Source organism: Arenimonas sp. MALMAid1274 (genome assembly GCF_049195245.1).
In the GTDB taxonomy this organism is placed as follows: Bacteria; Pseudomonadota; Gammaproteobacteria; order Xanthomonadales; family Xanthomonadaceae; genus Arenimonas.
In genome coordinates this window covers 210,309-234,144 of record NZ_JBMIRR010000026.1, presented here as the reverse complement: position 1 = coordinate 234,144, position 23,836 = coordinate 210,309, and the positions used below count along the sequence as shown (strand labels likewise).

At 69.8% G+C, this 23,836-nt stretch carries 19 protein-coding genes; 10 read left to right on the top strand and 9 right to left on the bottom strand.

Annotated elements, in window-relative coordinates; all coding sequences use genetic code 11:
• Positions 1-67 precede the first annotated feature (67 nt).
• The gene (locus tag ACOQFR_RS07440; RefSeq protein WP_421380240.1) at positions 68-493 is read right to left on the bottom strand and encodes an organic hydroperoxide resistance protein; all 426 of its coding nucleotides are present in this window, start codon (positions 491-493) and stop codon (positions 68-70) included.
• Between the two features lie 40 nt (positions 494-533).
• On the bottom strand, positions 534-998 hold the full coding sequence (locus tag ACOQFR_RS07435) for a MarR family winged helix-turn-helix transcriptional regulator (protein WP_421380237.1): 465 nt from the start codon (positions 996-998) through the stop codon (positions 534-536).
• A 123-nt stretch (positions 999-1,121) separates the two neighbouring features.
• On the opposite strand from ACOQFR_RS07435, the gene ACOQFR_RS07430 reads away from it, so the two are divergent.
• The 4 genes from ACOQFR_RS07430 to ACOQFR_RS07415 all read left to right on the top strand — a co-directional run bounded on the left by ACOQFR_RS07430 (position 1,122) and on the right by ACOQFR_RS07415 (position 4,902).
• Entirely contained in the window at positions 1,122-2,672 is a 1,551-nt protein-coding gene (locus ACOQFR_RS07430) for an SDR family NAD(P)-dependent oxidoreductase (protein ID WP_421380233.1), read from the top strand.
• A gap of 71 nt (positions 2,673-2,743) precedes the next feature.
• On the top strand, positions 2,744-3,112 hold the full coding sequence (locus tag ACOQFR_RS07425; protein ID WP_421380230.1) for a hypothetical protein: 369 nt from the start codon (positions 2,744-2,746) through the stop codon (positions 3,110-3,112).
• A complete protein-coding gene (locus tag ACOQFR_RS07420) occupies positions 3,112-3,762 on the top strand; it encodes a DUF3011 domain-containing protein (RefSeq protein WP_421380227.1) in 651 nt (216 codons plus the stop codon). Before ACOQFR_RS07425 ends, ACOQFR_RS07420 begins: the two co-directional genes overlap by 1 nt.
• 117 nt (positions 3,763-3,879) lie before the next feature.
• Entirely contained in the window at positions 3,880-4,902 is a 1,023-nt protein-coding gene (locus ACOQFR_RS07415; RefSeq protein ID WP_421380224.1) for an amidohydrolase family protein, read from the top strand.
• A gap of 113 nt (positions 4,903-5,015) precedes the next feature.
• Here ACOQFR_RS07415 and ACOQFR_RS07410 read toward each other — a convergent pair whose 3' ends face one another.
• A complete protein-coding gene (locus ACOQFR_RS07410) occupies positions 5,016-6,665 on the bottom strand; it encodes an MFS transporter (RefSeq protein WP_421380221.1) in 1,650 nt (549 codons plus the stop codon).
• A 14-nt stretch (positions 6,666-6,679) separates the two neighbouring features.
• Complete coding sequence (locus ACOQFR_RS07405) at positions 6,680-8,020, bottom strand: DcaP family trimeric outer membrane transporter (protein WP_421380218.1); 1,341 nt, start codon at positions 8,018-8,020, stop codon at positions 6,680-6,682.
• Positions 8,021-8,210: 190 nt separating this feature from the next.
• Between ACOQFR_RS07405 and acs the strand changes: the two genes are divergently transcribed.
• Positions 8,211-10,172 (top strand): acetate--CoA ligase, encoded by a 1,962-nt coding sequence (gene acs, locus ACOQFR_RS07400; protein ID WP_421380216.1) that lies wholly within the window; start codon positions 8,211-8,213, stop codon positions 10,170-10,172.
• A 2-nt stretch (positions 10,173-10,174) separates the two neighbouring features.
• The gene (locus ACOQFR_RS07395) at positions 10,175-10,843 is read left to right on the top strand and encodes a response regulator transcription factor (RefSeq protein WP_421380214.1); all 669 of its coding nucleotides are present in this window, start codon (positions 10,175-10,177) and stop codon (positions 10,841-10,843) included.
• Positions 10,844-10,874: 31 nt separating this feature from the next.
• Here ACOQFR_RS07395 and ACOQFR_RS07390 read toward each other — a convergent pair whose 3' ends face one another.
• The 4 genes from ACOQFR_RS07390 to ACOQFR_RS07375 all read right to left on the bottom strand — a co-directional run bounded on the left by ACOQFR_RS07390 (position 10,875) and on the right by ACOQFR_RS07375 (position 16,803).
• Positions 10,875-11,534: a glutathione S-transferase family protein gene (locus tag ACOQFR_RS07390; RefSeq protein WP_421380212.1), complete on the bottom strand. Its 660-nt coding sequence runs from the start codon at positions 11,532-11,534 to the stop codon at positions 10,875-10,877.
• Between the two features lie 98 nt (positions 11,535-11,632).
• The gene (locus ACOQFR_RS07385) at positions 11,633-15,088 is read right to left on the bottom strand and encodes a NahK/ErcS family hybrid sensor histidine kinase/response regulator (protein ID WP_421380210.1); all 3,456 of its coding nucleotides are present in this window, start codon (positions 15,086-15,088) and stop codon (positions 11,633-11,635) included.
• Positions 15,089-15,172: 84 nt separating this feature from the next.
• Positions 15,173-16,243 (bottom strand): DNA topoisomerase IB, encoded by a 1,071-nt coding sequence (locus ACOQFR_RS07380; protein WP_421380208.1) that lies wholly within the window; start codon positions 16,241-16,243, stop codon positions 15,173-15,175.
• A 101-nt stretch (positions 16,244-16,344) separates the two neighbouring features.
• Positions 16,345-16,803, bottom strand: a complete 459-nt coding sequence (locus ACOQFR_RS07375) for a hemerythrin domain-containing protein (RefSeq protein WP_421380205.1) — start codon at positions 16,801-16,803, stop codon at positions 16,345-16,347.
• 196 nt (positions 16,804-16,999) lie between these two features.
• Between ACOQFR_RS07375 and ACOQFR_RS07370 the strand changes: the two genes are divergently transcribed.
• Both ACOQFR_RS07370 and ACOQFR_RS07365 read left to right on the top strand, forming a co-directional pair.
• Complete coding sequence (locus ACOQFR_RS07370) at positions 17,000-19,783, top strand: hypothetical protein (protein ID WP_421380203.1); 2,784 nt, start codon at positions 17,000-17,002, stop codon at positions 19,781-19,783.
• A 10-nt stretch (positions 19,784-19,793) separates the two neighbouring features.
• Positions 19,794-21,551 carry a hypothetical protein gene (locus ACOQFR_RS07365; protein WP_421380201.1) on the top strand — a complete coding sequence of 586 codons (1,758 nt, stop codon included), beginning with the start codon at positions 19,794-19,796 and terminating at the stop codon, positions 21,549-21,551.
• On the opposite strand, the gene ACOQFR_RS07360 is transcribed toward ACOQFR_RS07365, so the two are convergent.
• Positions 21,548-22,369 carry a lytic transglycosylase domain-containing protein gene (locus tag ACOQFR_RS07360; RefSeq protein ID WP_421380199.1) on the bottom strand — a complete coding sequence of 274 codons (822 nt, stop codon included), beginning with the start codon at positions 22,367-22,369 and terminating at the stop codon, positions 21,548-21,550. The two genes, ACOQFR_RS07365 and ACOQFR_RS07360, sit on opposite strands and share 4 nt — an antisense overlap.
• A gap of 71 nt (positions 22,370-22,440) precedes the next feature.
• Between ACOQFR_RS07360 and ACOQFR_RS07355 the strand changes: the two genes are divergently transcribed.
• Together ACOQFR_RS07355 and ACOQFR_RS07350 are read left to right on the top strand one after the other, a co-directional pair.
• Positions 22,441-22,914 (top strand): SRPBCC family protein, encoded by a 474-nt coding sequence (locus tag ACOQFR_RS07355; protein WP_421380197.1) that lies wholly within the window; start codon positions 22,441-22,443, stop codon positions 22,912-22,914.
• Complete coding sequence (locus ACOQFR_RS07350; RefSeq protein ID WP_421380195.1) at positions 22,914-23,786, top strand: sterol desaturase family protein; 873 nt, start codon at positions 22,914-22,916, stop codon at positions 23,784-23,786. Before ACOQFR_RS07355 ends, ACOQFR_RS07350 begins: the two co-directional genes overlap by 1 nt.
• The last annotated feature ends 50 nt before the right edge of the window (positions 23,787-23,836 follow it).

Sequence of the window (23,836 nt, the reverse complement as noted above, 5' to 3'; positions counted from 1 at the left end):
GCGCGGCTAGGGCGAATCGCATCGCGCGACCGGCATAACGCACGGTCGCGCGATGCGGCGATGTCATTCAGACGATGGTCAGCGTGACGTCGATGTTGCCGCGCGTGGCGTTGGAGTAAGGGCACACCTTGTGGGCCGTTTCCACCAGCTGCTGCGCCTGCGCGCGGTCCATGCCGGGGATCGAGATCTTCAGCTCCACTTCGATGCCGAAACCGGCCGGAATCGGGCCGATGCCGACCACGCCCGTGATGGACGTGTCCGCGGGCAGCGCGATCTTCATCTTGCCGGCCACCACTTTCATCGCGCCGATGAAACAGGCCGAATAGCCCGCGGCGAACAGCTGCTCGGGATTGGTGCCGTCGCCGCCGCCGCCGCCGAGTTCGCGCGGGGTGCTGAGCTTGAGGTCAAGCGCGCCGTCGGACGACGAGGCGCGGCCTTCGCGGCCACCGGTGGCGGTGGCGGTGGCGCGGTAGAGCACGTTTTCGATGGACATGGCGGGTCTCCTTCGTGGGTCGGTTCGGGATGGATGGGGATCAGTCCTGGGCCAGCAGGTTGGCGCGCAGGGTTTCGAGCTGGGCCTTGGTGGCCAGCAGCGTCTCGGCGTCGCAGCCGGTGGCGCAGAAGATGCCGTGCTGCAGTTTCGGAATGCGGGACTTCAGCGCGCGGCCGGCGGGCGCCAGCGCGATCAGCACCTGGCGTTCGTCCTGCCGGCCGCGGGTGCGGCTGACCAGGCCCGCGGCCTGCATGCGCTTGAGCAGGGGCGTCAGCGTGGCCGAATCCAGGAACAGCTTCTCGCCGATTTGCGACACCGTCTGCTCGTCCTGCGCCCACAGCACCAGCAGCACCAGGTACTGCGGGTAGGTCAGGCCCAGCGCGGCCAGCGGCTTGCGGTAGGCCTTGGCCATGGCCAGGCCGGTGGAATACAGCGCGAAGCAGAGCTGCTCGTCCAGCAGGCGCACCGGCGGGGAGGGCGGGGCGGCGGGGCGTCGGGTGGCCATGGCCGGGAATATACATAGCGCACGATGCAATAGCAAGCGATGTAAAGGCCGGATCGCCCCGGGCCCGCCGGTCTGGGACAATGGCGGCCTGCGGCCCCGCCCGCCACGCCAAGATCCCGAGCCATGTCCAAGCCCACTTCCCCGCCCGACGCCAGCGCCGGCGCCGACTCCCTGCTCGAACGCCTGCGCGCGGCGGCCGAGCTGCTCGAAACCGTCGCGGCCGACAAGGCCGTGCTCGATACGCTTCCCGTGGAAGACAGCAAGCGCCTGAAGGCCGCGGTGCACCGCTTCCACAACCCCGACCCGATCCACCACCGCAAGCTGCGGCGTGCGCGCAAGCGCGAGCAGGTGCAGCTCAAGAACCAGCAGGACGATGCGGTGCTCAACGCCACCGGCATCCGCGAGCTGCGCCGCAAGCCGGTGTTCACCACGCCCAACTACTTCCCGCCGCAGGCCAAACCCGCCGATGCGATCACCGACGATCCGGTCCGCGAGTCGGTCGAGCCGCAGCACTGCTACGTCTGCAAGCTCAAGTACACCCGCATCCACCACTTCTACGACCAGATGTGCCCGGACTGCGCCGAGTTCAATTTCCACAAGCGCACCGAGACCGCCGACCTGCGCGGGCGCGTGGCCCTGCTCACCGGCGGTCGCGTCAAGATCGGCTACCAGGCCGGGCTGAAGCTGCTGCGCGCCGGCGCCCGCCTGATCGTCACCACGCGTTTTCCGCGCGACTCGGCGGCGCGCTACGCGCAGGAGCCGGACTTCGGCGACTGGGGCCACAACCTGGAAGTGTTCGGCCTGGACCTGCGGCACACGCCCAGCGTCGAGGCCTTCTGCCAGCAGCTGCTGCAGACCCACGACCGGCTCGATTTCATCGTCAACAACGCCTGCCAGACCGTACGCCGCCCGCCGGAGTTCTATGCGCACATGATGGCCGGCGAGACCGCCGCCCACGCCGACATGCCCGAGCACGTGCGCAAGCTGCTGGGCAGCTACGAAGGCGTGCGCGCCGGCGACATCCTGCCCGGCGGCCAGACCCTGGTGACCGGGCTGGCGGCGCCGGGCATCACGCGGGCGGCCGAACTCTCGCAGGTGCCCCTGCTGGCCGAGGAACTGCTGGGCCAGAAGCACCTGTTCCCCGACGGCCAGCTCGACCAGGACCTGCAGCAGATCGACCTGCGCGGCCGCAACTCCTGGCGCCTGCTGCTGCACGAAGTGCCCGCCGTCGAGCTGCTCGAAGTTCAGCTGGTGAACGCCGTGGCACCCTTCATCCTCAACGCGCGCCTGAAGCCGCTGATGCTGCGCACGCCGGAACGGGACAAGCACATCGTCAACGTGTCGGCGATGGAGGGGCAGTTCTACCGCAACTTCAAGACCACCCGGCACCCGCACACCAACATGGCCAAGGCCGCGCTGAACATGATGACGCGCACCTCGGCCGCCGATTACCACGGCGACGGCATCCACATGAACTCGGTGGACACCGGCTGGATCACCGACGAGGATCCGGTCGAGATCGCGGCGCGCAAGACCCGCGAGGAGCGCTTCCATCCGCCGCTGGACATCGTGGACGGCGCGGCGCGCATCGTCGACCCGATCATCGACGGCATCAACACCGGCCGGCACGTCTGGGGCCAGTTCCTGAAGGATTACCGCCCCACGGACTGGTAAACCCCGGCTTCACGGGGTTTTAACGGCCGGGTTTCATGATGGGCGCGGGCATGCCGCCCAGGGGAGTGACCATGAAAACCATCGTGCTGCTGGCCGGCCTGCTGGCCGCGTCAGGCGCCTGGGCCGCCGAGGTATCGGAGGCGCCGGGCAATCGGTTCCTGCATCGCTACGACCGCAACGGCGACGGCCGCATCGACGCCGAGGAGTACCGCAACTTCACCGCCCGCCTGTTCGCGCGCCGCGACCGCAACGGCGACGGCGTGATCAGCGCCGACGAGCACGGGGTCGCCGACGGCGGCGACATCAGCCGCGACGACTTCATCGCCCAGTCCGACGCCGCCTTCGCCAGCCACGACAGCAACGGAGATGGCTACATGGATCTCGCCGAGATCGTCGCGGCCCGCAAGGCCCGCGAAGCCGCCAAAGCAGGGGACGCCTGATGAACGCCAGACTTCCGATGATCGCCGCCGTGGCCCTGGGCCTCGGCCTGCTGCACGCCCCTTCCGCGCTGGCCGACCAGACCGTGCGCTGCGAATCCCAGGACAACCAGTGGCGCAGCTGCAGCGTGGACACGCGCGGCGGCGTGCGCCTGTCGCGCCAGCTCAGCTCGCAGGGCTGCTGGCAGGGCGACACCTGGGGCTACGACCGCAACCGCATCTGGGTCACGCGCGGCTGCCGCGCCGAGTTCCGGGTCGGCAGCGGCGGCGGCTCGTCCTCGTCCGGCGGCGGCAGCGATGCCGGCAAGATCGTCGCCGGCGCCGTGGTGCTGGGCCTGCTGGGCGCCGCGATCGCCTCGCACGACAAGGACCGGGACCGCCACGACTACCGCAACGACTACCGCGACGACGGCTACTACGACGACGACTACCACTCCGGCAACTGGGGTGCGCCCGACTACACCTTCGAGTGCGAGTCGCGCGATGACGAGTACACCCGCTGCACCGCCGGCAGCATCCGCGGCCGTGGCCACGTCGAGATCGTGCGCCAGCTGAGCAAGTCGCAGTGCCGCTACGGTTACTCGTGGGGCGTCGAGCGCAACCAGGTCTGGGTCGACCACGGGTGCCGCGCCGAGTTCGGCGTCTATCGCTGAGGGGCCTGCCGCGCCGTCGCCTCCGGGCGGCGGCGCGGACCCGCGGCCCGGCGCCGTGGACCCGCCGCCGGGCGCCGTTCACGGCCGTGTTAAGCCGTGGCCGATAAGGTGCGCGGCATGAAACTGCCCACCCTCCTGACGGCCCTGCTGCTGGCCCTGCCCGGCCTTGCGTCCGCGCGCGACTACACCTGGGCCGATGCCCACCTGCACTACGTGGACTTCTTCCAGGAAACCGACGGCATGCCCGCGCTGTTGCGCAGCATGGACGCCGGCGGCGTTCGCTCGGCCGTGCTGATGGGCATGCCGGTCGCGAAGAAGTGGCACGAGGATGCGCCCAAGCGCCCGCGCTACTACCAAGGCGACGACTCGCCGCTTTACTGGTACAGCGCCACCGATGCCTTCGTTGCCGAGGCGGTGCTGGCCCTGCCGGAAGACCAGCGCGCGCGCTTCCACCCCTTTCTCTCCGGCTTCAATCCCGCCGACAAGAACGCCACCACCCACATCGAAGGCATGATCCGCCTGTACCCGGGCCTCTGGCAGGGCATCGGCGAAGTGCTGACCCGGCACGACGACCTCACCGCCCTGATCCAGGGCGACGTGCCGCGCGCCAACAACGAGGCGATGATGCGGGTGTACGCGCTGGCCGCGAAGCACGACCTGCCGGTGCTGCTGCACTCCAACCTCACCTCGGTGCGCGAACGCGAGCCGCTGTACCTGGAAGAGCTGCAGCAGGCGCTGTCCAGGCATCCGGACACCCGCTTCATCTGGGCCCACGCCGGCACCAGCGCCGAGATCCACCGCACCCAGGGCGAGCTCGACTTCCTGCACGAGACGCTCTCGCGCCTGCTGCGCGAACACGAGAACCTCTGGATCGACCTGTCGTGGACCGTGCTCGAGCCCTACCTGCTCGACAAGGACGGCAAGCCCGACGCCGAATGGCTGGCGCTGGTCGGGAAATATCCCACGCGCTTCCTGCTCGGTTCCGACCACGTCGGGCACTTCGACGGCGCGGCGGATAAGCTCGAGGCGTTCACCCCGTTCCTCGACGCGCTGCCGGAGGACGTCGCCCAGGGTCTTGCCCACCGGAACCTGCAGGGCGTGCTGCCGCGCCGTGGCGCGCGGCCGCCCGACCGCGACTGAGCGGGTGACGCCCCGGCGTGAGCGCGGCAAGGCGGCCGCCAAAAAAGAGGGCCGACGTCCGAGGACGCCGGCCCTGGAACGGCCGGGCACGGAGCCCGGCGGGGAGGGAGGGACTACTCGCGGATGTCCACGTCCTTGGTTTCGCGCAGGAAGAGCGAGCCGATGACGAAGGTCATCAGCGCGATGCCGATCGGGTACCACAGCCCGTAGTAGATGTTGCCGGTGGCCGCGACCAGCGCGAACGAGATGGTCGGCAGGAAGCCGCCGAACCAGCCGTTGCCGATGTGGTAGGGCAGCGACATGGACGTGTAGCGGATCCGTGTCGGGAACAGCTCCACCAGCCAGGCCGCGATCGGCCCGTAGACCATGGTCACGTAGATCACCAGCAAGGTCAGGATGGCCAGCACCATGGGTTTGTTGATGCGTGCCGGATCCGCGGTGGCCGGGTAGCCGGCCTCGGCCAGCACCGTCTTGAGCTCGCCCGAGAACCGCGTGCCCTGTGCGGCGGCGTCGGGTCCGTCTCCCTCGTAGCCCTGGATGCTCACATCGCCGACGTTGACGACGGCCAGCGTGCCGGCCGGCGCTTCCTTCACCGTGTAGGGCACGCCGGATTTCAGCAGTGCCGCCGCGGCGATGTCGCAGGAGCTGTTGAACTTCTTCTTGCCGATCGGATCGAACTGGAAGCTGCAGGTGTCCGGGTCCGCCGTGACGGTGGCCGGCGCCGAGATGGTGGCCTCGCCGATCGCCGGGTTCGCGTAGTGCGTCAGCGCCTTGAACAGCGGGAAATAGGTCAGCGCCGCGATCAGGCAGCCCGCCATCACGATCGGCTTGCGGCCGATCTTGTCCGACAGCCAGCCGAAGAAGATGAAGAAGGGCGTGCCGATCATCAGCGCGCCGCCGATCAGCATCCAGGTGATCGTGCTGTCCACCTTCAGCGACTGGGTGAGGAAGTACATGGCGTAGAACTGGCCCGCGTACCACACCACCGCCTGCCCGGCCGTGGCGCCCAGCAGGGCCAGCAGCACGATCTTGCCGTTCTTGGAGAAGAAGCTCTCGGTGATCGGCGCCTTGGACAGCGTGCCGTTCTCCTTCATCTCCTGGAACAGCGGCGACTCCGACAGCTGCATGCGGATCCACACCGAGATGCCCAGCAGCACGATCGACAGCAGGAACGGGATGCGCCAGCCCCAGTCCGCAAAGGCTTCGACGCCGATGGTCTCGCGCACGGTAAGGATTACCACCAGCGACAGCAGCAGGCCGATGGTGGCCGTGGTCTGGATGAAGCTGGTGTACAGCCCGCGCTTGCCCCGCGGCGCGTGTTCCGCCACGTAGGTCGCTGCGCCGCCGTATTCGCCGCCCAGGGCCAGGCCCTGCAGCAGCCGCAGCACGATCAGGATGATCGGGGCCGCGATGCCGATGCTGCCGTAGCTGGGCAGGATGCCGACCAGGAAGGTCGACACGCCCATGATGACGATGGTGACCAGGAACGTGTACTTGCGCCCGATCATGTCGCCGATGCGGCCGAACACGATCGCGCCGAAGGGACGCACCGCGAAGCCGGCCGCGAAGGCCAGCAGGGCAAAGATGAAGCCGGTGGTCTCGTTGACGCCGCTGAAGAACTGCGCGGCGATGATGGCCGCCAGCGACCCGTACAGGTAGAAGTCGTACCACTCGAACACCGTGCCCAGGCTGGAGGCGAAGATCACCTTCTTGTGGCCGGCGGTCAACGGCTTGCCGTTGATGTCGTGCGTTGCGGTTGCCATGGTCTAGTCCCCGGTCAGAAGTTGTATTTCACGTGCAGGTGCAGGCGGCGGAGATCGCCGTCGAGCCCGCTTTCGATCTCGCGGTCGCCGTAGATCAGCTCGGCGCCGATGTCGATCTTCGGCAGGGGCGAATAGATCAGGTTGGCGTGCAGGGAGCTGGCCGACTTGGTCACGCCGCCGCCGGTCAGGCCGATGTCGTTGTCGAAGCTGGCCGCCGAATAGAACAGGTTGCCGCGCAGCTTGGGGTTGAAGGCGTGGCGCCAGGCCACGAAGTAGCCGTAGCCGTCGAGCGCATCCAGCGAGCCGTCGGCTTCCTGCATCGCGTCGCTGCCCAGGCCGAAGCCCAGGTAGCGGCCGATGCCGCTGCCGGTGCTGACCATGTAGCGCAGGTCGTCGTTGGCGCCCAGGTTCCACTTGCCCGACACGCTGATCGCGAAGCCGGTGTCGCTTTCGCTGGTGGTGGCGGTCTCGTAGCGCAGCTGCCGCGCCAGCCCGGCCACGGTGAAGTGGCCCCAGTCGGCCTTGTGCAGGTAGCGCAGGGTGGCGTCGGGCACGCTGTTGTCGTCGCTGCTGATGCGCGCGCCCGCCAGGAAGGGCGACACGGTGGTCTCGGGGTTCTCCAGCGACACCGACCACGGACCGTTCGTGTAGCGCAGCTGGGCCTGGCGCACGAAGATGGTGCCTTCGGTCGGGCCCACGAAGTCCACCGCATCGGGCAGCGCGGCCACGTCCTGGAAGTTGGACCAGGTCTGGCCGGCCAGCCACTTGTCCCAGCTCACGTAGGCATGCCGGATGGTCAGGCCGTAGGTGTTGGTGGACTGCTCGTTGCCGTTGGCGTTGCCGAACAGGTCGGCCTCGATATAGCCCTTCACCTTCTTGCCATTGACCTCGGTGTCGGCGCTGAACCAGAAGCGCGAGAACTGCGCGTGCATGTCCAGGTCCGCACTGTCCTCGTCGGCGCCGCCGACCGGCGTGGCGCTGGGCAGGTAGAACAGGCGGCCCGCGCTGCCGTCGGCGATCTCGCCGTCGCTGGTGTCGGTGACCATGGCGTCGAGCTTGATGAAGCCGCCGTAGCTGAACTTCGTGCCCGGGTTCGCCGCCGGACTGATCGTGCTGGCCTGGATCGGCTGGGTGCCGGCCGGCAGCGGTGCCGGCGCCGGCGGCTGCGCGGCCATCGCCGCCTTCTGCGCCTCCAGTTCCGACTTCAGGCCCTGCACCAGCTGCTCGAGCTGGGCGATGCGGGCTTCCATGGATTGCGGGCTGGCGTCCTGCGCCAGGGCGAGCCCGGGCGCCGCAAGGGCAATCACCAGGGCCAAGCTCAGCCGTTTGCGGGCTGTGTGCGTCTGTCGGTTCATCCTTCCCCTCCCGGAATTCGGAACGTTGCCACGATGGCCGCTGGAGTCTGTGGCGCGACGACGGCGTCCACCATTCGCCATTGGTCGTTAGACGATGGTCTAAGCCGCGCAGGCCGCCGCCGGCGCCAGCCGCACGCGCAATCCGGTTACTCTTGCGGCAGGCGCGTGAACCATGCCCGCAGGAGCTCCCATGTCCGAACGTATCCTTCCCGTCCCCGCCGATTTCGAGGCCGCCGCCGCGATCCGGCGCGCCGACTACGATCGCCTGTACGCCGCGGCGCTGGCCGATCCAGAGCGCTTCTGGGGCGACGTGGGACGACGCCTGGCGTGGTCGCGGCCCTACACCCAGGTCAAGGACACCTGCTTCGACGCCGATGACTTCCGTGTGCGCTGGTACGCCGACGGCCAGCTCAACGTCAGCGTGAACTGTCTTGATCGTCACCTCGCCGAGCGCGGCGACAAGACCGCCATCGTCTGGGAAGCCGACGATCCGGCCACGCCCTCGCGGCGCATCAGCTACCGCGAGCTGCACGCCATGGTCTGCCGCCTGGCCAACGCCCTCACCGCGCTGGGCGTGGTCAAGGGCGACCGCATCACGCTGTACCTGCCGATGATTCCGGAGGCCGCGGTGGCGATGCTGGCCTGTGCGCGCATCGGCGCGATCCACTCGGTGGTGTTCGGCGGCTTCTCGCCCGACTCCATCGCCAACCGCATCGCCGACTGCGCCAGCAAGCTGGTCATCACCGCCGATGAAGGCCTGCGCGGCGGCAAGACCATCCCGCTGAAGGCCAATGTGGACGAAGCCCTGCGCCGGCCCGGCACGAATTCGGTTGAAACCGTGCTGGTGGTGCGCCACACCGGTGCCGGCGTGCCGATGCAGATGCCGCGCGACCGCTGGTACGACGCCGTGGTGGATCCGCAGCCGGCCACGCACGAAGCGGCCGCCATGGACGCCGAAGACCCGCTGTTCATCCTCTACACCTCCGGCAGCACCGGCAAGCCCAAGGGCGTGCTGCACACCAGCGGCGGCTACCTCACCTGGGCTTCGTACACGCACGAGTGCGTGTTCGACCTCAAGCCCGACGACGTGTTCTGGTGCACCGCCGACGTGGGCTGGGTCACGGGGCACAGCTACGTGGTGTACGGGCCGCTGGCCAACGGCGCCACCACGGTGATGTTCGAGGGCATCCCCAGCTACCCTGACACCGGGCGCTTCTGGGACGCCGTGGACAAGCATCAGGTCACCATCTTCTACACCGCGCCCACCGCCATCCGCGCGCTGATGCGCGAGGGCGACGCGCCGGTGCAGCGCAGCGCGCGCAAGAGCCTGCGCCTGCTGGGCACGGTCGGCGAGCCGATCAACCCAGAGGCCTGGGAGTGGTACCACCGCGTGGTCGGCGACGGCCGCGTGCCGATCGTGGATACCTGGTGGCAGACCGAAACCGGCGGCATCCTGATCTCGCCGCTGCCCGGTGCCATCCCGATGAAGCCGGGCTCGGCCTCGGTGCCCTTCTTCGGCGTGCAGCCGGCGCTGGTGGATGCGGAAGGCCGCACGCTCGAAGGCGCCACCGAAGGCAACCTGGTGCTGCTCGACTCCTGGCCGGGCCAGATGCGCACCGTCTACGGCGACCACCAGCGCTTCATCGACACCTATTTCAGGACCTATCCGGGCAAGTACTTCACCGGCGACGGCTGCCGCCGCGATGCCGACGGCTACTACTGGATCACCGGCCGCGTGGACGACGTCATCAACGTCTCGGGCCACCGCATGGGCACGGCCGAAGTGGAGAGCGCGCTGGTCGGGCACCCGGCGGTGGCCGAGGCCGCCGTGGTTGGCGCGCCGCACGACATCAAGGGACAGGGCATCTACGCCTACGTGACGCTCAAGGCCGGCATCGAGCCCACCGAGCAGCTACGCAAGGACCTGGTGGCGCACGTGCGCAAGGACATCGGCCCGATCGCCGCGCCCGACTGGCTGCAGTGGGCACCGGGCCTGCCCAAGACCCGCAGCGGCAAGATCATGCGCCGCATCCTGCGCAAGATCGCCGAAGCGGGCCCCGAAGGCGTGGACCGCGCCGGTCTCGGCGATACCTCGACCCTGGCCGACCCGGGCGTGGTGGACAGCCTGGTGCGCGAGCGGCAGGCGCGCTGAGCATGAACGCCGGGGCGCCGACCATCCTGGTGGCCGACGACCACCCGCTGTTCCGCGAAGCGCTGAAGGGGGCGGTGGAGAAGCTGCTGCCGCAGGCGCGGCTGGTCGAATCCGAAAACGCCGACTCGCTGTTCGCCAGCGCCGAGGCGCACCCGGAAGCCGACCTGCTGTTGCTCGACCTCAACATGCCCGGCGCGCACGGCTTCAGCGCGCTGGTGCACCTGCGCGCCGCGCAGCCGCAGCTGCCCGTCATCGTGGTGTCGGCGCGCGAAGAAGCGGGCGTGGTCCGGCGCGCCCTGGAGCATGGTGCCGCCGGCTTCATTCCCAAGTCCTCCGACCCCGCCACCATCCGCGCCGCCATCGCGGCGGTGCTGGACGGCGGCCACTGGTCGCCGCCGCAGGCCGAGCACGGCGAAGGGCTGGCCCCCGAGGAAGCGCACATCGCCGCGCGCATCCGCGAACTCACCCCGCAGCAGTTCCGCGTGCTGGGCATGCTGGGCAGCGGCCTGCTCAACAAGCAGATCGCGCACGCGCTGGGCGTGTCCGAGGCCACGGTGAAAGCGCACATGACCGCGATCCTGCGCAAGCTGGGCGCCAACAACCGCACCCAGGCCGTGCTGCTGGCGGGCCGGCTGGCGCTGGATCCCGACGCCGCGATCGCGGCCGACTGATCCGCCCGGCCGGCGCAGCAGGCCGCTGCCCTCAATCCCGGTCCGGCGCACCCAGCGGGAAGTAGGGCCGGAAGTAGCGCGCATCGTCCACCGCTTTCGCGAACGAGGGCCGCGCCAGCAGGCGGGCCCGATACGCGCGCAGCGCCGGGTACTGGTCCGGGATGCGATGCACCCAGTCGGCGTAGAACAGGGAGGGCGAGGCCGCGCAGTCGGCCAGCGTGTAGTCCTCGCCCGCGGCCCAGGTACGGCCGGCCAGCGCGGTTTCCAGCCCGGCGTAGGCGCGGTCGAGTTTTTCCACCGACTTCGCCAGGCCGTCGCGCTGCTTCACGGGGTCACCGGTCAGCGCGCCGTCCACCGCATGCTGCGCCGCATCCATCACGTGCAGGTCGAAGAACCGGTCGAGGAAGCGGACCTCGAGCGCCGCCATGGGATCCGGGGGAATCAGCCGCACCGGCCCGGGGTGCGCGAGCTGCAGGTACTCGATGATGATCGTGGTCTCGACCACCTGGCGGTCGCCGTCGACCAGCAGCGGGAACTTGCGCAGGGGCCAGCGGCGCAGCCACTCGTCCGTGATCCCGGGCGTGTCCGGGAAGACCGAATGGAACTGGAACGGCGTTGCGTTCTCATAGAGCGCGACCAGCACCTTCTGGGTGTAGGAGGAAAACAGATGGCCGTAGACGGTGAGCGGCATGGCGATCGGAGGGCAGTTGCGGGGGCCCCATCGTCCCACATTGCCGCCGACCCTGGCCGCGGGTCGTCGCCCTGTCCGGCGATGCGCGGACCCCGGGGCTAGGCGCCCACGCCCACCCGCCGCTGCTGTGCGGCCAGGAAGGCGCGCAGGCTGGCCGGCTTGACCGGCTTGGTCAGCACCGGGATGCCCAGGTCGCGGGCCACGCGCTTGAGCGTGTCGCTGCCATCGGCCGTCACCAGCACCGCCGGCGTATGCGCACCGCAGGCCTGGCGCAAGGCGACGAGCGCCTCCAGGCCGTTGAATTCATCGTGAAGGTGGTAGTCGGCCAGGATCACGTCGGGACGTTCGCGTTGCGCCAGGTCCAGCGCCGCGGCGACGGTTTCGGCGACGCGCACGGCCACGCCCCAGCGCGACAGCAGCGCGTCCATGCCGTCCAGGATCTCGCGGTCGTTGTCCAGGCAAAGCACCTTGAGCCCGTCGAGGGTGCGATGCGCCATCGGCGCCCGCGGGGGCTTGGCCAGCACCGGCGTGCTGGCGATCGGCACGCGGATGCTGAACACGCTGCCCTGGCCGGGCCACGAGCGCACGCCGATGGGATGTTCCAGCATGCGCGACACGCGCTGGCAGATGGACAGGCCCAGGCCCAGGCCGCGTTCACCCCAGGGCGAGGGCTGGTCGAAGCGGCGGAACTCTTCGAAGATCTGCGCCAGGTGGTGCGGCGGAATGCCGGGTCCGCTGTCCCAGACTTCGATCTCGACGGCGCCCTGGCGGCGGCGCGTGCCGACGATCACGCGCCCGTGCTTGGTGTAGCGCAGGGCGTTGGCAACGAAATTCTGCAGCGCGCGCCGCAGCAGCCGGCGGTCGCTGTGCACCGACAGCCGGCTGGCGTGCACGTGGAACTTCAGGCCGCGGCCTGCGGCCAGCGGCGCATACTGGGCCGCGACGCTGGCCAGCAGTTCATCCAGCCGGAACACCGACAGCTCGGGCTGCAGCGATCCGGCGTCGAGCCGCGAGATGTCCAGCAGCCCGTCCAGCAGTTCCTCGGCATCCCGCAGCGACGCGTCCACGCGCTCGGCCAGGCGGTGCTGCTCGGGGCCTTCCTCGCTGTCGCGCAGCGCCGACGTGAACAGGCGCGCGGCATTGATCGGCTGCAGCACGTCGTGGCTGATCGCCGCCAGGAAACGCGTCTTGGACTGGTTGGCCTCGGCGGCCTCGCGGGTGCGCAGCTCCACGCGCATCTCCAGGGTCTCGTTGGAATCGCGCAGTGCCTGCTCCACTTGCTTGTAGTCGGTGACGTCGCTGTAGGTGGTGACGTAGCCGCCGCCGGGCAGCGGCTGGCCGCGCATCTCTATCACCTGGCCGTTGGCGCGCACCCGCTCGAACACGTGCGGCGACCCCTGGCGCAGGTAGGACACCCGCTTGCCCACCTGGGCCTCGATGTCGCCCGCGCCCAGCTCGCCGCGCTCGGCGTTGTAGCGGATCAGGTCGGCCACGGGGCGCCCGACGTACAGCATGCCGTCGGGGTACTCGAACATTTCCTGATAGCGCCGGTTCCAGGCGACCAGGCGCAGGTCACGGTCCACCACGCTGACCGCCTGCGACAGGTTCTCCAGGGTGGCCGAGAGGATTTCGCGATTGAAGCGCAGCTCGTGGCTGGCCTCGTCCAGCAGCGACATCACTTCGCCCAGCTCCATGCCCGAGCCGCGCAGCGCCGTGGTGAGCGTGAGACGCGCCGAGGCCGCGCCGATCGATGCCGCCAGCAGGCGCTCGGTGAACTGGATCATCGCGCGGTCGGCCAGCGCGGTTGCGGCCAGCTCGCGGCCCTGCGCGGCCGAGTGTTCGGCGAAGGCGCGGCGCGCATGGCGCTCGCCGACGATGCGCGAGGCCAAGGCCAGCAGGTCGCCGGCGCTCAGGCTGCCCTGCCAGCCGCCGGTGGCCAGGCTGGGCCGCTGCGCATACGGATCCAGGAAGGGCGTGGCGCGCAGGCGTTCGTCCAGGCTGGGCCGGAAGCGCGCCGACACCACCAGCAGCGCGCCGATGTTGACCAGCAGCGACCAGAAGGTGCCGTGCGTGATCGCATCCCAGCCCTGCAGCCCGAATAGGCTTTCCGGCCGCAGCCAGGCGATGCCCAGCGGACCCATCGCCAGCCAGGCGGTGTCCAGCCAGCCCGCGCGGCTCAGCGTCGGCAGCAGCAGTGTGTAGGTCCACAGCGCGAAACCCGCCACCAGGCCGGCCATCACGCCGCGCCGGCTGGCGCCGCGCCAGTACAGTCCGCCGATCAGCGCGGGCGCGAACTGCCCCACCGCCGCGAAGGCCAGCAGGCCGAACGCCGCCAGGCTGCCGCCTTCGCCGGCGCCGCGGTAATACGCGTAGGCCAGCAGCGCGATTGCGACGATGGCGATGCGGCGCACCCACAGCACGCGCTTGCCCAGGTGATGGCGCTGGTCGGGGTCGGTGAGGCTGCCGCGCCAGATCAGCGGCATCACCAGGTCGTTGCTGACCATCGTGGCCAGGGCCACCGAGGCCACGATGACCATGCCGGTGGCGGCGGAGAAGCCGCCCACGTAGGCCGCCAGCGCCAGCGCCGTGTTGTCCATCGCCAGCGGCAGCGCCAGCACGTAGGCATCCGGCGAGGCACCGGTGCCCGCCAGCACGAACTGCCCGGCCGCAGTGATCGGCAGTACCAGCACGCAGATGATCACCAGGTAGCCGGTGAACAGCCAGCGCGCGCTGCGCACGTCGGCCACGTCGCCGCATTCGACCACCGCCACGTGGAACTGCCGCGGCAGGCAGACAATGGCCGCGAACGCCAGCAGCGTCTGCGCGACGAAACCCTGCGGGATACCGGGCGCGACGAAGTCGCTGGCCGCGGCGCGGAAGCGCGTCAGAAGGTCCTCGCTGCCGGGCAGGTGGCCCAGCGCGAACACGCCCACCGCCACGAAGGCCACCAGCTTCACCAGCGACTCCAGCGCCACCGCCAGGATCATGCCGTGGTGGTGTTCGGTGGCGTCGATCTCGCGGGTGCCGAACAGGATCGCGAACAGCGCCAGCAGCAGCGCCACGTACAGCGCCGGATCGGCCCAGGGCGCGCGCTGCAGGTCCAGCGGCACGCCCGACATCACGTCGATGCTCATCGCCACCGCCTTGAACTGCAGCGCGATGTAGGGGATGGCCGCGATCACCGCGATCAGCGTGACCATGGCCGCGATGTTCTGCGCGCGGCCGTAGCGCGCGGCCAGGAAGTCGGCGATGGAGACCGTGCTCTGCTCGCGCGCCACCAGCACCAGCCGCTCGAGGATGCGCCAGCCGAACAGGAACAGCAGGATCGGCCCGAGGTAGATCGGCAGGAAGCCCGGGCCGGACTTCGCCGCGGTGCCCACCGCGCCGTAGAAGGTCCACGACGAGCAGTAGACCGCCAGGGCCAGCGCATAGACCACGGGCCGCAGCCAGTCGCGCCCCGGATACAGCGGCTTGCGGTCGCCCAGCCAGGCCACGCCGAACAGCAGCCCGACGTAACCGACCGAAACCAGCAGCAGGATCCAGCCAGGTATCACGCATCCCGCCCCGGGCAATTACAGTGGAGGGCAGTGTAGCGCCGGCGCGCCGGGCCGCCCTTCGACCAAAGTCGTAGGTGCGGCTCAGCCCTTGCGTGTACGTGCGGGCCGGCCCAGCAGCTTCAGCAGGGCCTGTTCCCACTGGCGCGCGCCGCGGGCGCCGGCGGCGGCGCGCTGCAGCCGCCCGTCCTGCCAGGCCTCGAACACGCGCGGGTCGATGTAGGACTTGCGGCAGACGGCGGGCGTGTTGCCCAGCAGCTGGGCGACCTCGGCGACGACGCCATTGCGTGCGGTGGCCAGTGCGCGTTCCGATGGCTGTCCACTGCGGCCGGGCTCGGGCAGGGCGGTGTCCGAGAGCAGCCGGAACGCCAGCAGGGTGGCGCCCCAGGTGCGGAAGTCCTTGGCGGTGAAACCCTCGCCCATGACGGCGGCCAGGTACTCGTTGACGTCCTGCGAGTCCACCGGTCGCAGCGTGCCCGCGTCGTCGTGGTACTGGAACAGGGCCTGGCCCGGCAGTTCCTGGCAGCCGCGCACCAGCTTGGCCAGGCGTGTGTCGTCGAGTGCGATCTCGTGTTCCAGCCCGCCCTTGCCGCGGAAGCGCAGCCGCGCGCGGCCGCCGCGCAGGAAGTCCACGTGCCGGTTGCGCAGCGTGGTCAGGCCGTAGGATCGGTTGCTGCGCGCGTATTCGTCGTTGCCCACGCGCACCAGGGTCTGCGCCATCACCGCCACCACCAGGGCCATCACCTTGGCGCGCGGATAGCCCGGTGCGCGCAGGTCCTCGGCGAGCCGGCGGCGCAGCCGCGGCAGCGCGCGACCGAATTCCACCAGCCGCTCGAACTTGCCGTCGCCGCGCGTGGCCTGCCACTGCACGTGGTAGCGGTACTGCTTGCGCCGCCGCGCATCGCGGCCGGTGGCCTGCAGATGACCGAGCGCACTGCGGCAGATCCACACCTCGGTGTAGGCGGGCGGGATGGCCAGCTTGCGGATGCGCGCCAGCGTGGCCTCGTCGCGCACGGGCGCACCGGCCGGATCGCGATAGCTGAAGCCCTTGCCGGCGCGCCGGCGGGCGATGCCGGGCTCGCTGTCGAGCACGTAGCGCAAGCCGGCGAGGTTGGCGTCGGCTTGCGGGGTTCCTGGTTCGATCGGAGTGGCCATGGCGCGACAGTGGTGAGCCGTGCGTCAAGGCCGCGACAATTCCGGGTCGGGCAGCGACTCCGGTTCAGCCGGCGTTGCGTCGAAACGCCGGCGACCCGCGATCAGCCCTCGCGCAGCACCTTCTGCATGCGCGCGTAATCCTTGCGGTACTTCTTCGCGGCGCTGGCCTTCTCCCGCGTGCCCAGGATCTTGCCCGACACCTGGAAGAACTTCTTCTCCTCCTCGCGCAGGTGGTGGTGCACCTTGTGCGACAGCGCCTTGGCGGTGGCCATCCAGCCGCGGTCGCCGGGCTCGCCGTCCTGCAGCTTCTCCACCAGTTCGTCGAGCTGGTGGTGTTCGTGCAGCGCGTGCCGCGAAACATCCAGGCCGGCGTCGTCCATCAGGATCGGGGCGTACAGGAAACGTTCTTCGGCGGCGGCATGGGACGCCAGCTCGATCCGGAGTTCGCGGAACAGCTCCGCGCGACGGGGATCGCCGGCCTTGCTGCGCAGCAGCTTGCGGCACAGCGAACGCTGGGTTTCATGGCTTTCGCGCAGGGCGTCGTAGATGGTCTCGGTCATGCGGGGTCTCCGGTCAAGCGGCAGCGGGTGTAGTCCGATAGTGCGCCGCGTGAAGAGATTCGGCCAGAGGTCGCGTGGCCGGCGCGTGAGCCGAGCCGCGTTGATGGAAGTGAGCAAGGCGCAAACCGTGCCGGCTCCGACCCCTCCCCCCGACGCCGCGCGGTCAGCGGCGTAACCGCCGTGACCCGAGGCCCCCATGCCCTACCAGCTGTTCGATCCCTCGCAGGCGTGCAACGCCCTGCTGCCCCTCAACCCTGTCCAGAACAAGCTCAGCTTCTACAAGGTGCTGGTGTTCGAAGTGTCCCTGTCCGAGGTCGCCGACGCCGCCGAGCTGCCGATCTCGTTCGACCGCCACGCCCCGTCGGGCGGCGTCGGGTCCGCGCGCTTCCGCCTGGGCCTGCCGATCGTGAAGCTGTTCCCCGAGCTGCAGGTGAAGTACCAGGAAGTGCGCACGCCGGCGGTGCCGGGCAAGCGACTGTCGGTGCAGATGAGCACCGAAGGCAGCTTCCTGCCGCTCGATCCCGCCAGGCCGCGGGCGCCGCTGCTGGACGAGCACATCGTGTCCGCCGCCGACGTCGCCAAGGGTCGCGTGAAGATCGGCAAGCAGACCTTGAAACTGGATCCGCGCGACCAGCTCCGACTGGCCGGTCAGTCCAGTGCCCTGGTGAAGCTGGGCGCGCGCACGGTGCGCATCACGCTGGCGCCCGACCCGCCGCCGGTGGTGAAAACGCGCAAGGCGAAGGCCATCACGCTGTCGTCGTCGGGTCCTCGGGTGAGCCCGAGTGATCTGGTCGGCTACGCGCCGGCCGAATTCCCCGACGCGGTTTACGAAGACGTGGTGATGGCGCTGCTGGCCGACCGCCGCAACGCAAACCCCGCCTTCGAGGCCAGCGTGGACATGGCACGCGTCGTGGCTTCGCTGCCGGACCACATCTATCGCGGCGTGGTGAAGAGCTTCAGCGCCGACCCGCGGTTTGCCGCCCTGATGCTGCGCCTGCGCCGCCGCCCGGCCGGGCTGCAGCACTCGCGCCCCAAACTGCCGCGCTACGACATCGGCCTGTTCACCTCCTTCGAGCAGACCTGGACCCTGCAGGGCTACTCGCGCGGCTCGCTGCTCAACAGCCTCACCCTGGCGCCGGAAGAGGAGATGACCATCGAAGTCTTCACCTTCGACCGCCGCAAGGTGGAGGAAGAAAAGACGCAGGGCTCGGAGTTCGAGCGCAACACCGAGCTCAGCGTGATGGCCAGCGTCACCAGCACCATCGCCCGCGAGCTGTCCGAGTCCAGCCAGGTCAGCGGCGACATCGGCCTGGGACTGCCGCTGCCCGCCGGCGGGGTGCCGGTCAACATCGACGTCGGCGCCTCGGCCAGCAGCGAGGTCAAGGCCGACATCCAGGCTTCGCTGGACCAGGTGTCCGAGGTGACATCGCGGGTCTCGGAACGCGTCAAGTCGACCCGGCAGGTGAAGGTGGTGGAGTCGCGCGAAACCGGCCGCGAGGACCGCGTCACCCGCAAGCTGCGCAACGCCAACCAGGGCCATGCGCTTACGCTGAACTGCTACGAGGTGCTGGAGACCTTCCAGGTCGAAACCCAGCTCAAGGACGTCAAGCAGTTCTGCCTGCTGGTCGAACCGCCCGACCTGGGTGCGATCGACATTCCCTTCGTGCTGGCCTACCAGGACCGGCTGCAGCGCGCCCTGCTGAGCAAGACCTACCAGTCCGGGTTCGATGCGGCGCGCTCGCTGTACGCGCAGGGCTGGTTCGACCACGCCTCGATCCAGAAGGCGGAGCTGGAGGAAGCCGCGCAGCAGAGCGTGGCGGCCACGCCCGCACCGACGCCGCAGAAGCCGGTGGTGGTGGTGGCCAGGCAGCTGCGCGACGCGCTGGTGAAGATCTTCGACGCCGACCTGCTGGAGGCGGCCGGCGTGCTGGCCGAGTACTACAATCCCTTCGACGGCAAGGACGTCAGCGAGCGCGACCGCGCCGCGGCCGAGTCGGCGCTGGGCCTGTTCAACTACGCCTTCAAGCTCAAGACCGTGTCGCCGGGCGCCGAGGACCGCGCCCGCGTGTTCATCGATGCGATGCGCGAGGATGATTCCGAAGCGGCGGTGGTCGCCGCGCTGGGCGCGCTGCTGGCCGGCACCGACGACGAGTGGATGACCAACCTCAAGATGATCGCCGCGTCGCTGGTCTCGGCGCAGCTGGCCTCGCTGCTGCTGATTCCTTTCCCGGTGCTGGTGCCGGTGTTCATCTCGCTGGCGGTGATCGAAAACAACGCCGGCTATCCCGGCCTGTGCGGCAAGGCCAAGCAGGAGCTCAAGGCCTACGAGACCGCCGCCTCCGTGGTGCCGCCCGGCGCGGACGCCAGCACCTCGGCCGACCTCAAGACCCGCGAGCCGCCGCCGCAGCTGTTTTCGCTGCAGGACCTGGCGATGGCGCGCGCCGACTTCGATGCGCTGCGCCTGCACCTGGAGGCCAACCGCACCTACTACATGAACCAGGTCTGGAGTTCGGAGGATCCCAACGCACGCTACGAACGCTTCCGCGCGATGGGCATCGACGCCTACGTCGAGAACCGGCTGGTGGGATTCGTCGGCGCGCGGGCGATCCACCCGCTGCGGCTGTCGGCGCTGGATCCGCTGGTGCGGCGCACGCTGCTCGACAAGCTGACCGCCTTCGATCCGGTCGCCTCGGAAACGGTCGGCTCCGGCGCCTCGGCGCGCACGCTGGGCCCGATCCAGACCGCGGCGCAGACGGTGTCGCTGCCGACCTCGGCGGTGTTCATGGATGGCGGGCTGGGCCAGTGCGAACTGCTGGAGCCCTACCTCAAGCAGCGTCGCGAGATCGAGCGGCGCATCGCGCAGGCAGATGCCGACCTGGCCGAGCTGCGCGTGCAGGATGCGCGCAACCGCCTGGCGGCCACCACACCGGCGCCGCTGCCCGCCCCCGCGCCGACGCCGCTGCCGGCGCCGGGCCCCTGAGGCGCCCGTCATGTCCGGTTCGTTCCCTGGCGCGCTGTCGCGCCCCGCGCTGATCGCCGTGCCGCCTGCGCTGTCACCGGCGCGGCTGGGCCCCGACCTGCTGCCCGCGATCGCCGAGGCCACGCCCGAAGCCAGCTTCGAATCGATGCTCGACGGGCAGGCGGTGCTGGTTTCCGAGCTGGCCGCCCACAACGCCGCGCCGCTCGCCCCGTCGCCGGCATCGGTGGCCGCGCTGCTGTCGAAGCTGGACGCCACGCGCTCGCTGGCGCTGCTGCTGCGCAGGACCGATGTCCGCGACGGCCGCCTGTTCCAGCTGGATGCGACCGAACGGCCGCCGCGCGACGGGGTGTTCTTCACCCTGCGCGAGCGCATCCCGTTCGACCCGCGGCAGGAAGAGCGCGACGCCGAGGCCGCGCGCGCGGCGCAGGCGCAGGCCGAGGCCCGACAGCTGGCGACGATCCTGGCCGAAGGCGATGCCGAGGCCATCGACGAATTCCTCGAGTTCCTGGTGCTGGATCGCCAGAACGACCTCGACCGGCTGCGCCGGCTGGTGGACGTGCATCGCGACAGCGTCCAGAACGCGGTGGACATCGTGCAGACCAAGCGCATCGACTTCCTGGAATCGCCGCAGGAGATGGGCCTGGCCGGCTCGGCCATGGCCTTCGTGGTCACCAACCTGCTGGCCGGCGTGATCACCTCGGCCCTGGGCGGCGTGCTGCAGCTGATCCTCACCGGCGCCTTCGCGATCACCGGCGGCGGCTTCCAGCGCAAGCGGCAGGCCAGCCTGACGCAGTTCTTCGCCGAGCGGCGCAGTTCGCTGACCACGCTGGCCGGCCAGCTGAAGGGATCGCAGAAGCAGCTGGCGCGATTCGACCGGGGCCGGCGCAAGTCGGGCAAGGTGCTCAACGAGGGGCTGGCCAAGCGCGCCAAGGCCTTCCAGGATTTCAAGCCTCCGGTGCTGGAAAAGCAGCTGGCCCTGGGCAGCATCGGCGACGATGCCATCAGCCGCGCCGCGGCGCTGACCAAGCGTCTGTCCACCCTGAAGACCAATCCCGACGGCACGCCCGATCTGGTGAGCAAGGCCGGCAGCGTCGCCTTGGCCAAGCCCGTGGAATCGATTGCCCGCATGATGGACACCGCCGCCAAGTCCAAGCCCGACGCCGGCAACGCGCTGGCGGTGCCGGTGGACGTGGCGATGAAGATGGAAGTGCAGGATTACTTCGAGCCGTGGCTGCAGGCGGCCGAATCCTCGATCGCCTTCCTGCGGCTGACGCGGCAGGTGCTGCGCAGCACGGGCGACCTGCCCCAGCCTGTGCTGCAGGAGCTGTTCGAGTCGCTGGGCGGCAACGAGGCGCTGCAGGGCTTCAGCGACGAGGTGGAGTCCCTGACCCTGGACATGCCGGCGCTGCGCGCCAGCCTGACCTCGCATTACGAACTGCTGCTGTGGCTGACGCTGTATCACCAGACCATTGGCAAGGCGCGCAGGATCCAGGCGGCCACCGGCCCCGGCAGTTCGCGCGAGGTGATCGCCATCCCGGCCGCGCCGGCCACGCGCAACCTGCTGCGCTATCTCGCCTTCCGCCACTTCGACCTGGGCACCCTGAAGCCTTCCGGCGAAGTGGAGTTCACGGATGACGAACTGCGCGGCTGCCTGGTCGGGCTGGAGCAGATGTCGCAACCGCTGTTTGCCGCGTCCGCCACCACGGTCGCCTTGCCGCAGGGAGGCACGGTGCCGGCGGTGCAGGTGGTGTCCGTCCGCTACGACTAGTCGGCGCGCGAGCCCTTCGCCAGCGCCTCGAGGTAGCGCTGGTGCAGCGCCATCACATTGGCCACGTACTCCTGGGTCTCGGCCCACGGCGGAATGCCGCCGTATTTCTGCACGTTGCCGGCGCCGGCGTTGTAGGCTGCGGCCACCAGCGACAGGTCGCCGCGGTACGCATCCTGCAGCTGGCGCAGTTCGCGCGCGCCGGCCTGGATGGACTGGTTGGGATCGAAGGGATCGGTGACCTGCCAGGCCGCGGCGGTGTCCGGCATCAGCTGCATCAGGCCCTGCGCGCCCTTGGGCGAAACCGCCGCCGGGTCGAAGCCACTTTCGATGTGCGCGATCGCACGCAGCCAGGCCTCGTCCACGCGCCACTGGCGCGCGGCACTGCGGAAGGCCTCGCGGTAGACGTCCAGGCGGGGCGGGCCGAGCCGGCCCAGGCCGCGATGCGCAGGCGAGTCCGGCGGCGCCGGCACCGAGAACGCCAGCACACGGGTGGAGCCGGGCAGGTTGCGGGTGCTGTAGACCGTGCGGCCGTCCTGCTGGCGCTGGTAGAGCACGCCGCGCTGCGCGCCGGGCACCTGCCACAGGTCGGGCAGCTTGGGACTGTTGGCGTCGTAGGTGATGGCGGTGCATCGCGAGCCCGGCTCGGGCGCGGTGGCCAGGCTGATGCTGCCGTCGCGGCTGCAGCGATACACGGTGCGCGTGGCACCGGCCGTAACCGCGGTGTCGCCGGACGCGCGGGGCGTGGCCGGGGCCACCGCGGCAAAGGCGGGCAGGGCCATCGACAGCAGGCAGGCAAGCGGGACGGTACGCAGGCGCATGGCGGCAGTGTAGGCCCGGGGACGTTGCGCCGGCGTGGACAGCGGCCGGTGACAGCGGCCAAAATTCAGCCATGCACCTCACCGTCTCCGCCGAACGCAGCCTGCCCTGCACGCCCGACGTGGCCTTCGCGCTGTCCACGGATCCGGACCGATTTCCGGGTTTCTTCACCGGCTTTGGTCCCATTCCCGCGCTCAGCGGCATCCGCCTGCATGCGCCGCTGGCCGTAGGCAGCACGCGCCGCGTGCACAGCAAGGACGGCACCGTGCTCACCGAGCGCGTGACCGAGCTCGACCCGCCGGTGCGCCACGCCTACACGCTCACCGGCTTCCGCCCGCCGATGGCCTGGATGGTGAGCAAGGGCGAGGCGATCTGGACCTTCGCCGGCCATGAGTTCGGCTCGCGCGTGCGCTGGGACTACGAGTTCACGGTGGCCAAGCGCTGGCTGTCGCCGGTGGCGGCCGTGGTGCTGCACGTGTTCATGCGCCGGGCGATGCACCGCTGCCTCAAGAACATGTCGCGCGCGCTTTCGCACGGCGGGGCTTGATGGGCGAGTGGCTCCTGCTGGCGATGGCCCCGGTGTTCCTGGGCGTCGTGCTGTGGGAAGCGTGGTACTGGCGCCGCCGCAGCGCCACCGACGGCAACACCCACTACAGCCTGCGCGACACGGTGTCGAACGCCACCCTGGCCTTGATGCACCAGGCCGCGGATGCGCTGACCTGGCTGGTGGTGATCGGCGTGTACTGGTGGGTGTACCAGTACCGCCTGTTCGACATCCCCACCACCTGGTGGACCATCGCGCTGCTGTTCCTGGCGCAGGATTTCGTCTACTACTTCTTCCACCGCGCGCACCACCGCGTGCGCTGGATGTGGGCCTCGCACGTGGTGCACCACTCGTCCGAGCGGCTCAACTTCTCCACCGCGTTCCGGCAGTCGGTCACCTATCCGCTGTCGGGCATGTGGCTGTTCTGGCTGCCGCTGGCCTGGCTGGGCTTCTCGCCGCCGCACATCGTGGTGGTGGTGGCGATCAACCTGGGCTTCCAGTTCTTCGTGCATACGCAGGCCGTGGGTCGGCTGGGCTGGCTGGAGAAGGTGTTCAACACGCCCTCGCACCATCGCGTGCACCACGCGCGCAATGCGAAGTACATCGACCGCAACTACGGCGGCGTGCTGATCATCTGGGACAAGCTGTTCGGCAGCTTCGTCGAGGAAGATCCCGCGGTCCCCTGCGAGTACGGCATCGTCAAGCCGGTGCGCACGCACAATCCGATCACCCTGAGTTTCCACGAATGGGGCGACATGTTCCGCGATGCGGCCCGGCCGCAATCATGGCGGTCGCGGCTGGGGCAGCTGTTCGGCCCGCCGGAGCGGGCGCATTCGCAAATGGCGGCGGGTCGGACGGAGGTGGACCATGCATGAGGCAGGCAGGCAGGTGCGCGGCGGGTGGCGCCTTGGTCATGTACTGACTT

Excerpts from the sequence above, each read along its gene's own strand:
- ACOQFR_RS07440 (WP_421380240.1), bottom strand. The coding sequence starts at position 493 with ATGTCCATCGAAAACGTGCTCTACCGCGCCACCGCCACCGCCACCGGT.
- ACOQFR_RS07435 (WP_421380237.1), bottom strand. The coding sequence starts at position 998 with ATGGCCACCCGACGCCCCGCCGCCCCGCCCTCCCCGCCGGTGCGCCTG.
- ACOQFR_RS07430 (WP_421380233.1), top strand. The coding sequence starts at position 1,122 with ATGTCCAAGCCCACTTCCCCGCCCGACGCCAGCGCCGGCGCCGACTCC.
- ACOQFR_RS07425 (WP_421380230.1), top strand. The coding sequence starts at position 2,744 with ATGAAAACCATCGTGCTGCTGGCCGGCCTGCTGGCCGCGTCAGGCGCC.
- ACOQFR_RS07420 (WP_421380227.1), top strand. The coding sequence starts at position 3,112 with ATGAACGCCAGACTTCCGATGATCGCCGCCGTGGCCCTGGGCCTCGGC.
- ACOQFR_RS07415 (WP_421380224.1), top strand. The coding sequence starts at position 3,880 with ATGAAACTGCCCACCCTCCTGACGGCCCTGCTGCTGGCCCTGCCCGGC.
- ACOQFR_RS07410 (WP_421380221.1), bottom strand. The coding sequence starts at position 6,665 with ATGGCAACCGCAACGCACGACATCAACGGCAAGCCGTTGACCGCCGGC.
- ACOQFR_RS07405 (WP_421380218.1), bottom strand. The coding sequence starts at position 8,020 with ATGAACCGACAGACGCACACAGCCCGCAAACGGCTGAGCTTGGCCCTG.
- acs (WP_421380216.1), top strand. The coding sequence starts at position 8,211 with ATGTCCGAACGTATCCTTCCCGTCCCCGCCGATTTCGAGGCCGCCGCC.
- ACOQFR_RS07395 (WP_421380214.1), top strand. The coding sequence starts at position 10,175 with ATGAACGCCGGGGCGCCGACCATCCTGGTGGCCGACGACCACCCGCTG.
- ACOQFR_RS07390 (WP_421380212.1), bottom strand. The coding sequence starts at position 11,534 with ATGCCGCTCACCGTCTACGGCCATCTGTTTTCCTCCTACACCCAGAAG.
- ACOQFR_RS07380 (WP_421380208.1), bottom strand. The coding sequence starts at position 16,243 with ATGGCCACTCCGATCGAACCAGGAACCCCGCAAGCCGACGCCAACCTC.
- ACOQFR_RS07375 (WP_421380205.1), bottom strand. The coding sequence starts at position 16,803 with ATGACCGAGACCATCTACGACGCCCTGCGCGAAAGCCATGAAACCCAG.
- ACOQFR_RS07370 (WP_421380203.1), top strand. The coding sequence starts at position 17,000 with ATGCCCTACCAGCTGTTCGATCCCTCGCAGGCGTGCAACGCCCTGCTG.
- ACOQFR_RS07365 (WP_421380201.1), top strand. The coding sequence starts at position 19,794 with ATGTCCGGTTCGTTCCCTGGCGCGCTGTCGCGCCCCGCGCTGATCGCC.
- ACOQFR_RS07360 (WP_421380199.1), bottom strand. The coding sequence starts at position 22,369 with ATGCGCCTGCGTACCGTCCCGCTTGCCTGCCTGCTGTCGATGGCCCTG.
- ACOQFR_RS07355 (WP_421380197.1), top strand. The coding sequence starts at position 22,441 with ATGCACCTCACCGTCTCCGCCGAACGCAGCCTGCCCTGCACGCCCGAC.
- ACOQFR_RS07350 (WP_421380195.1), top strand. The coding sequence starts at position 22,914 with ATGGGCGAGTGGCTCCTGCTGGCGATGGCCCCGGTGTTCCTGGGCGTC.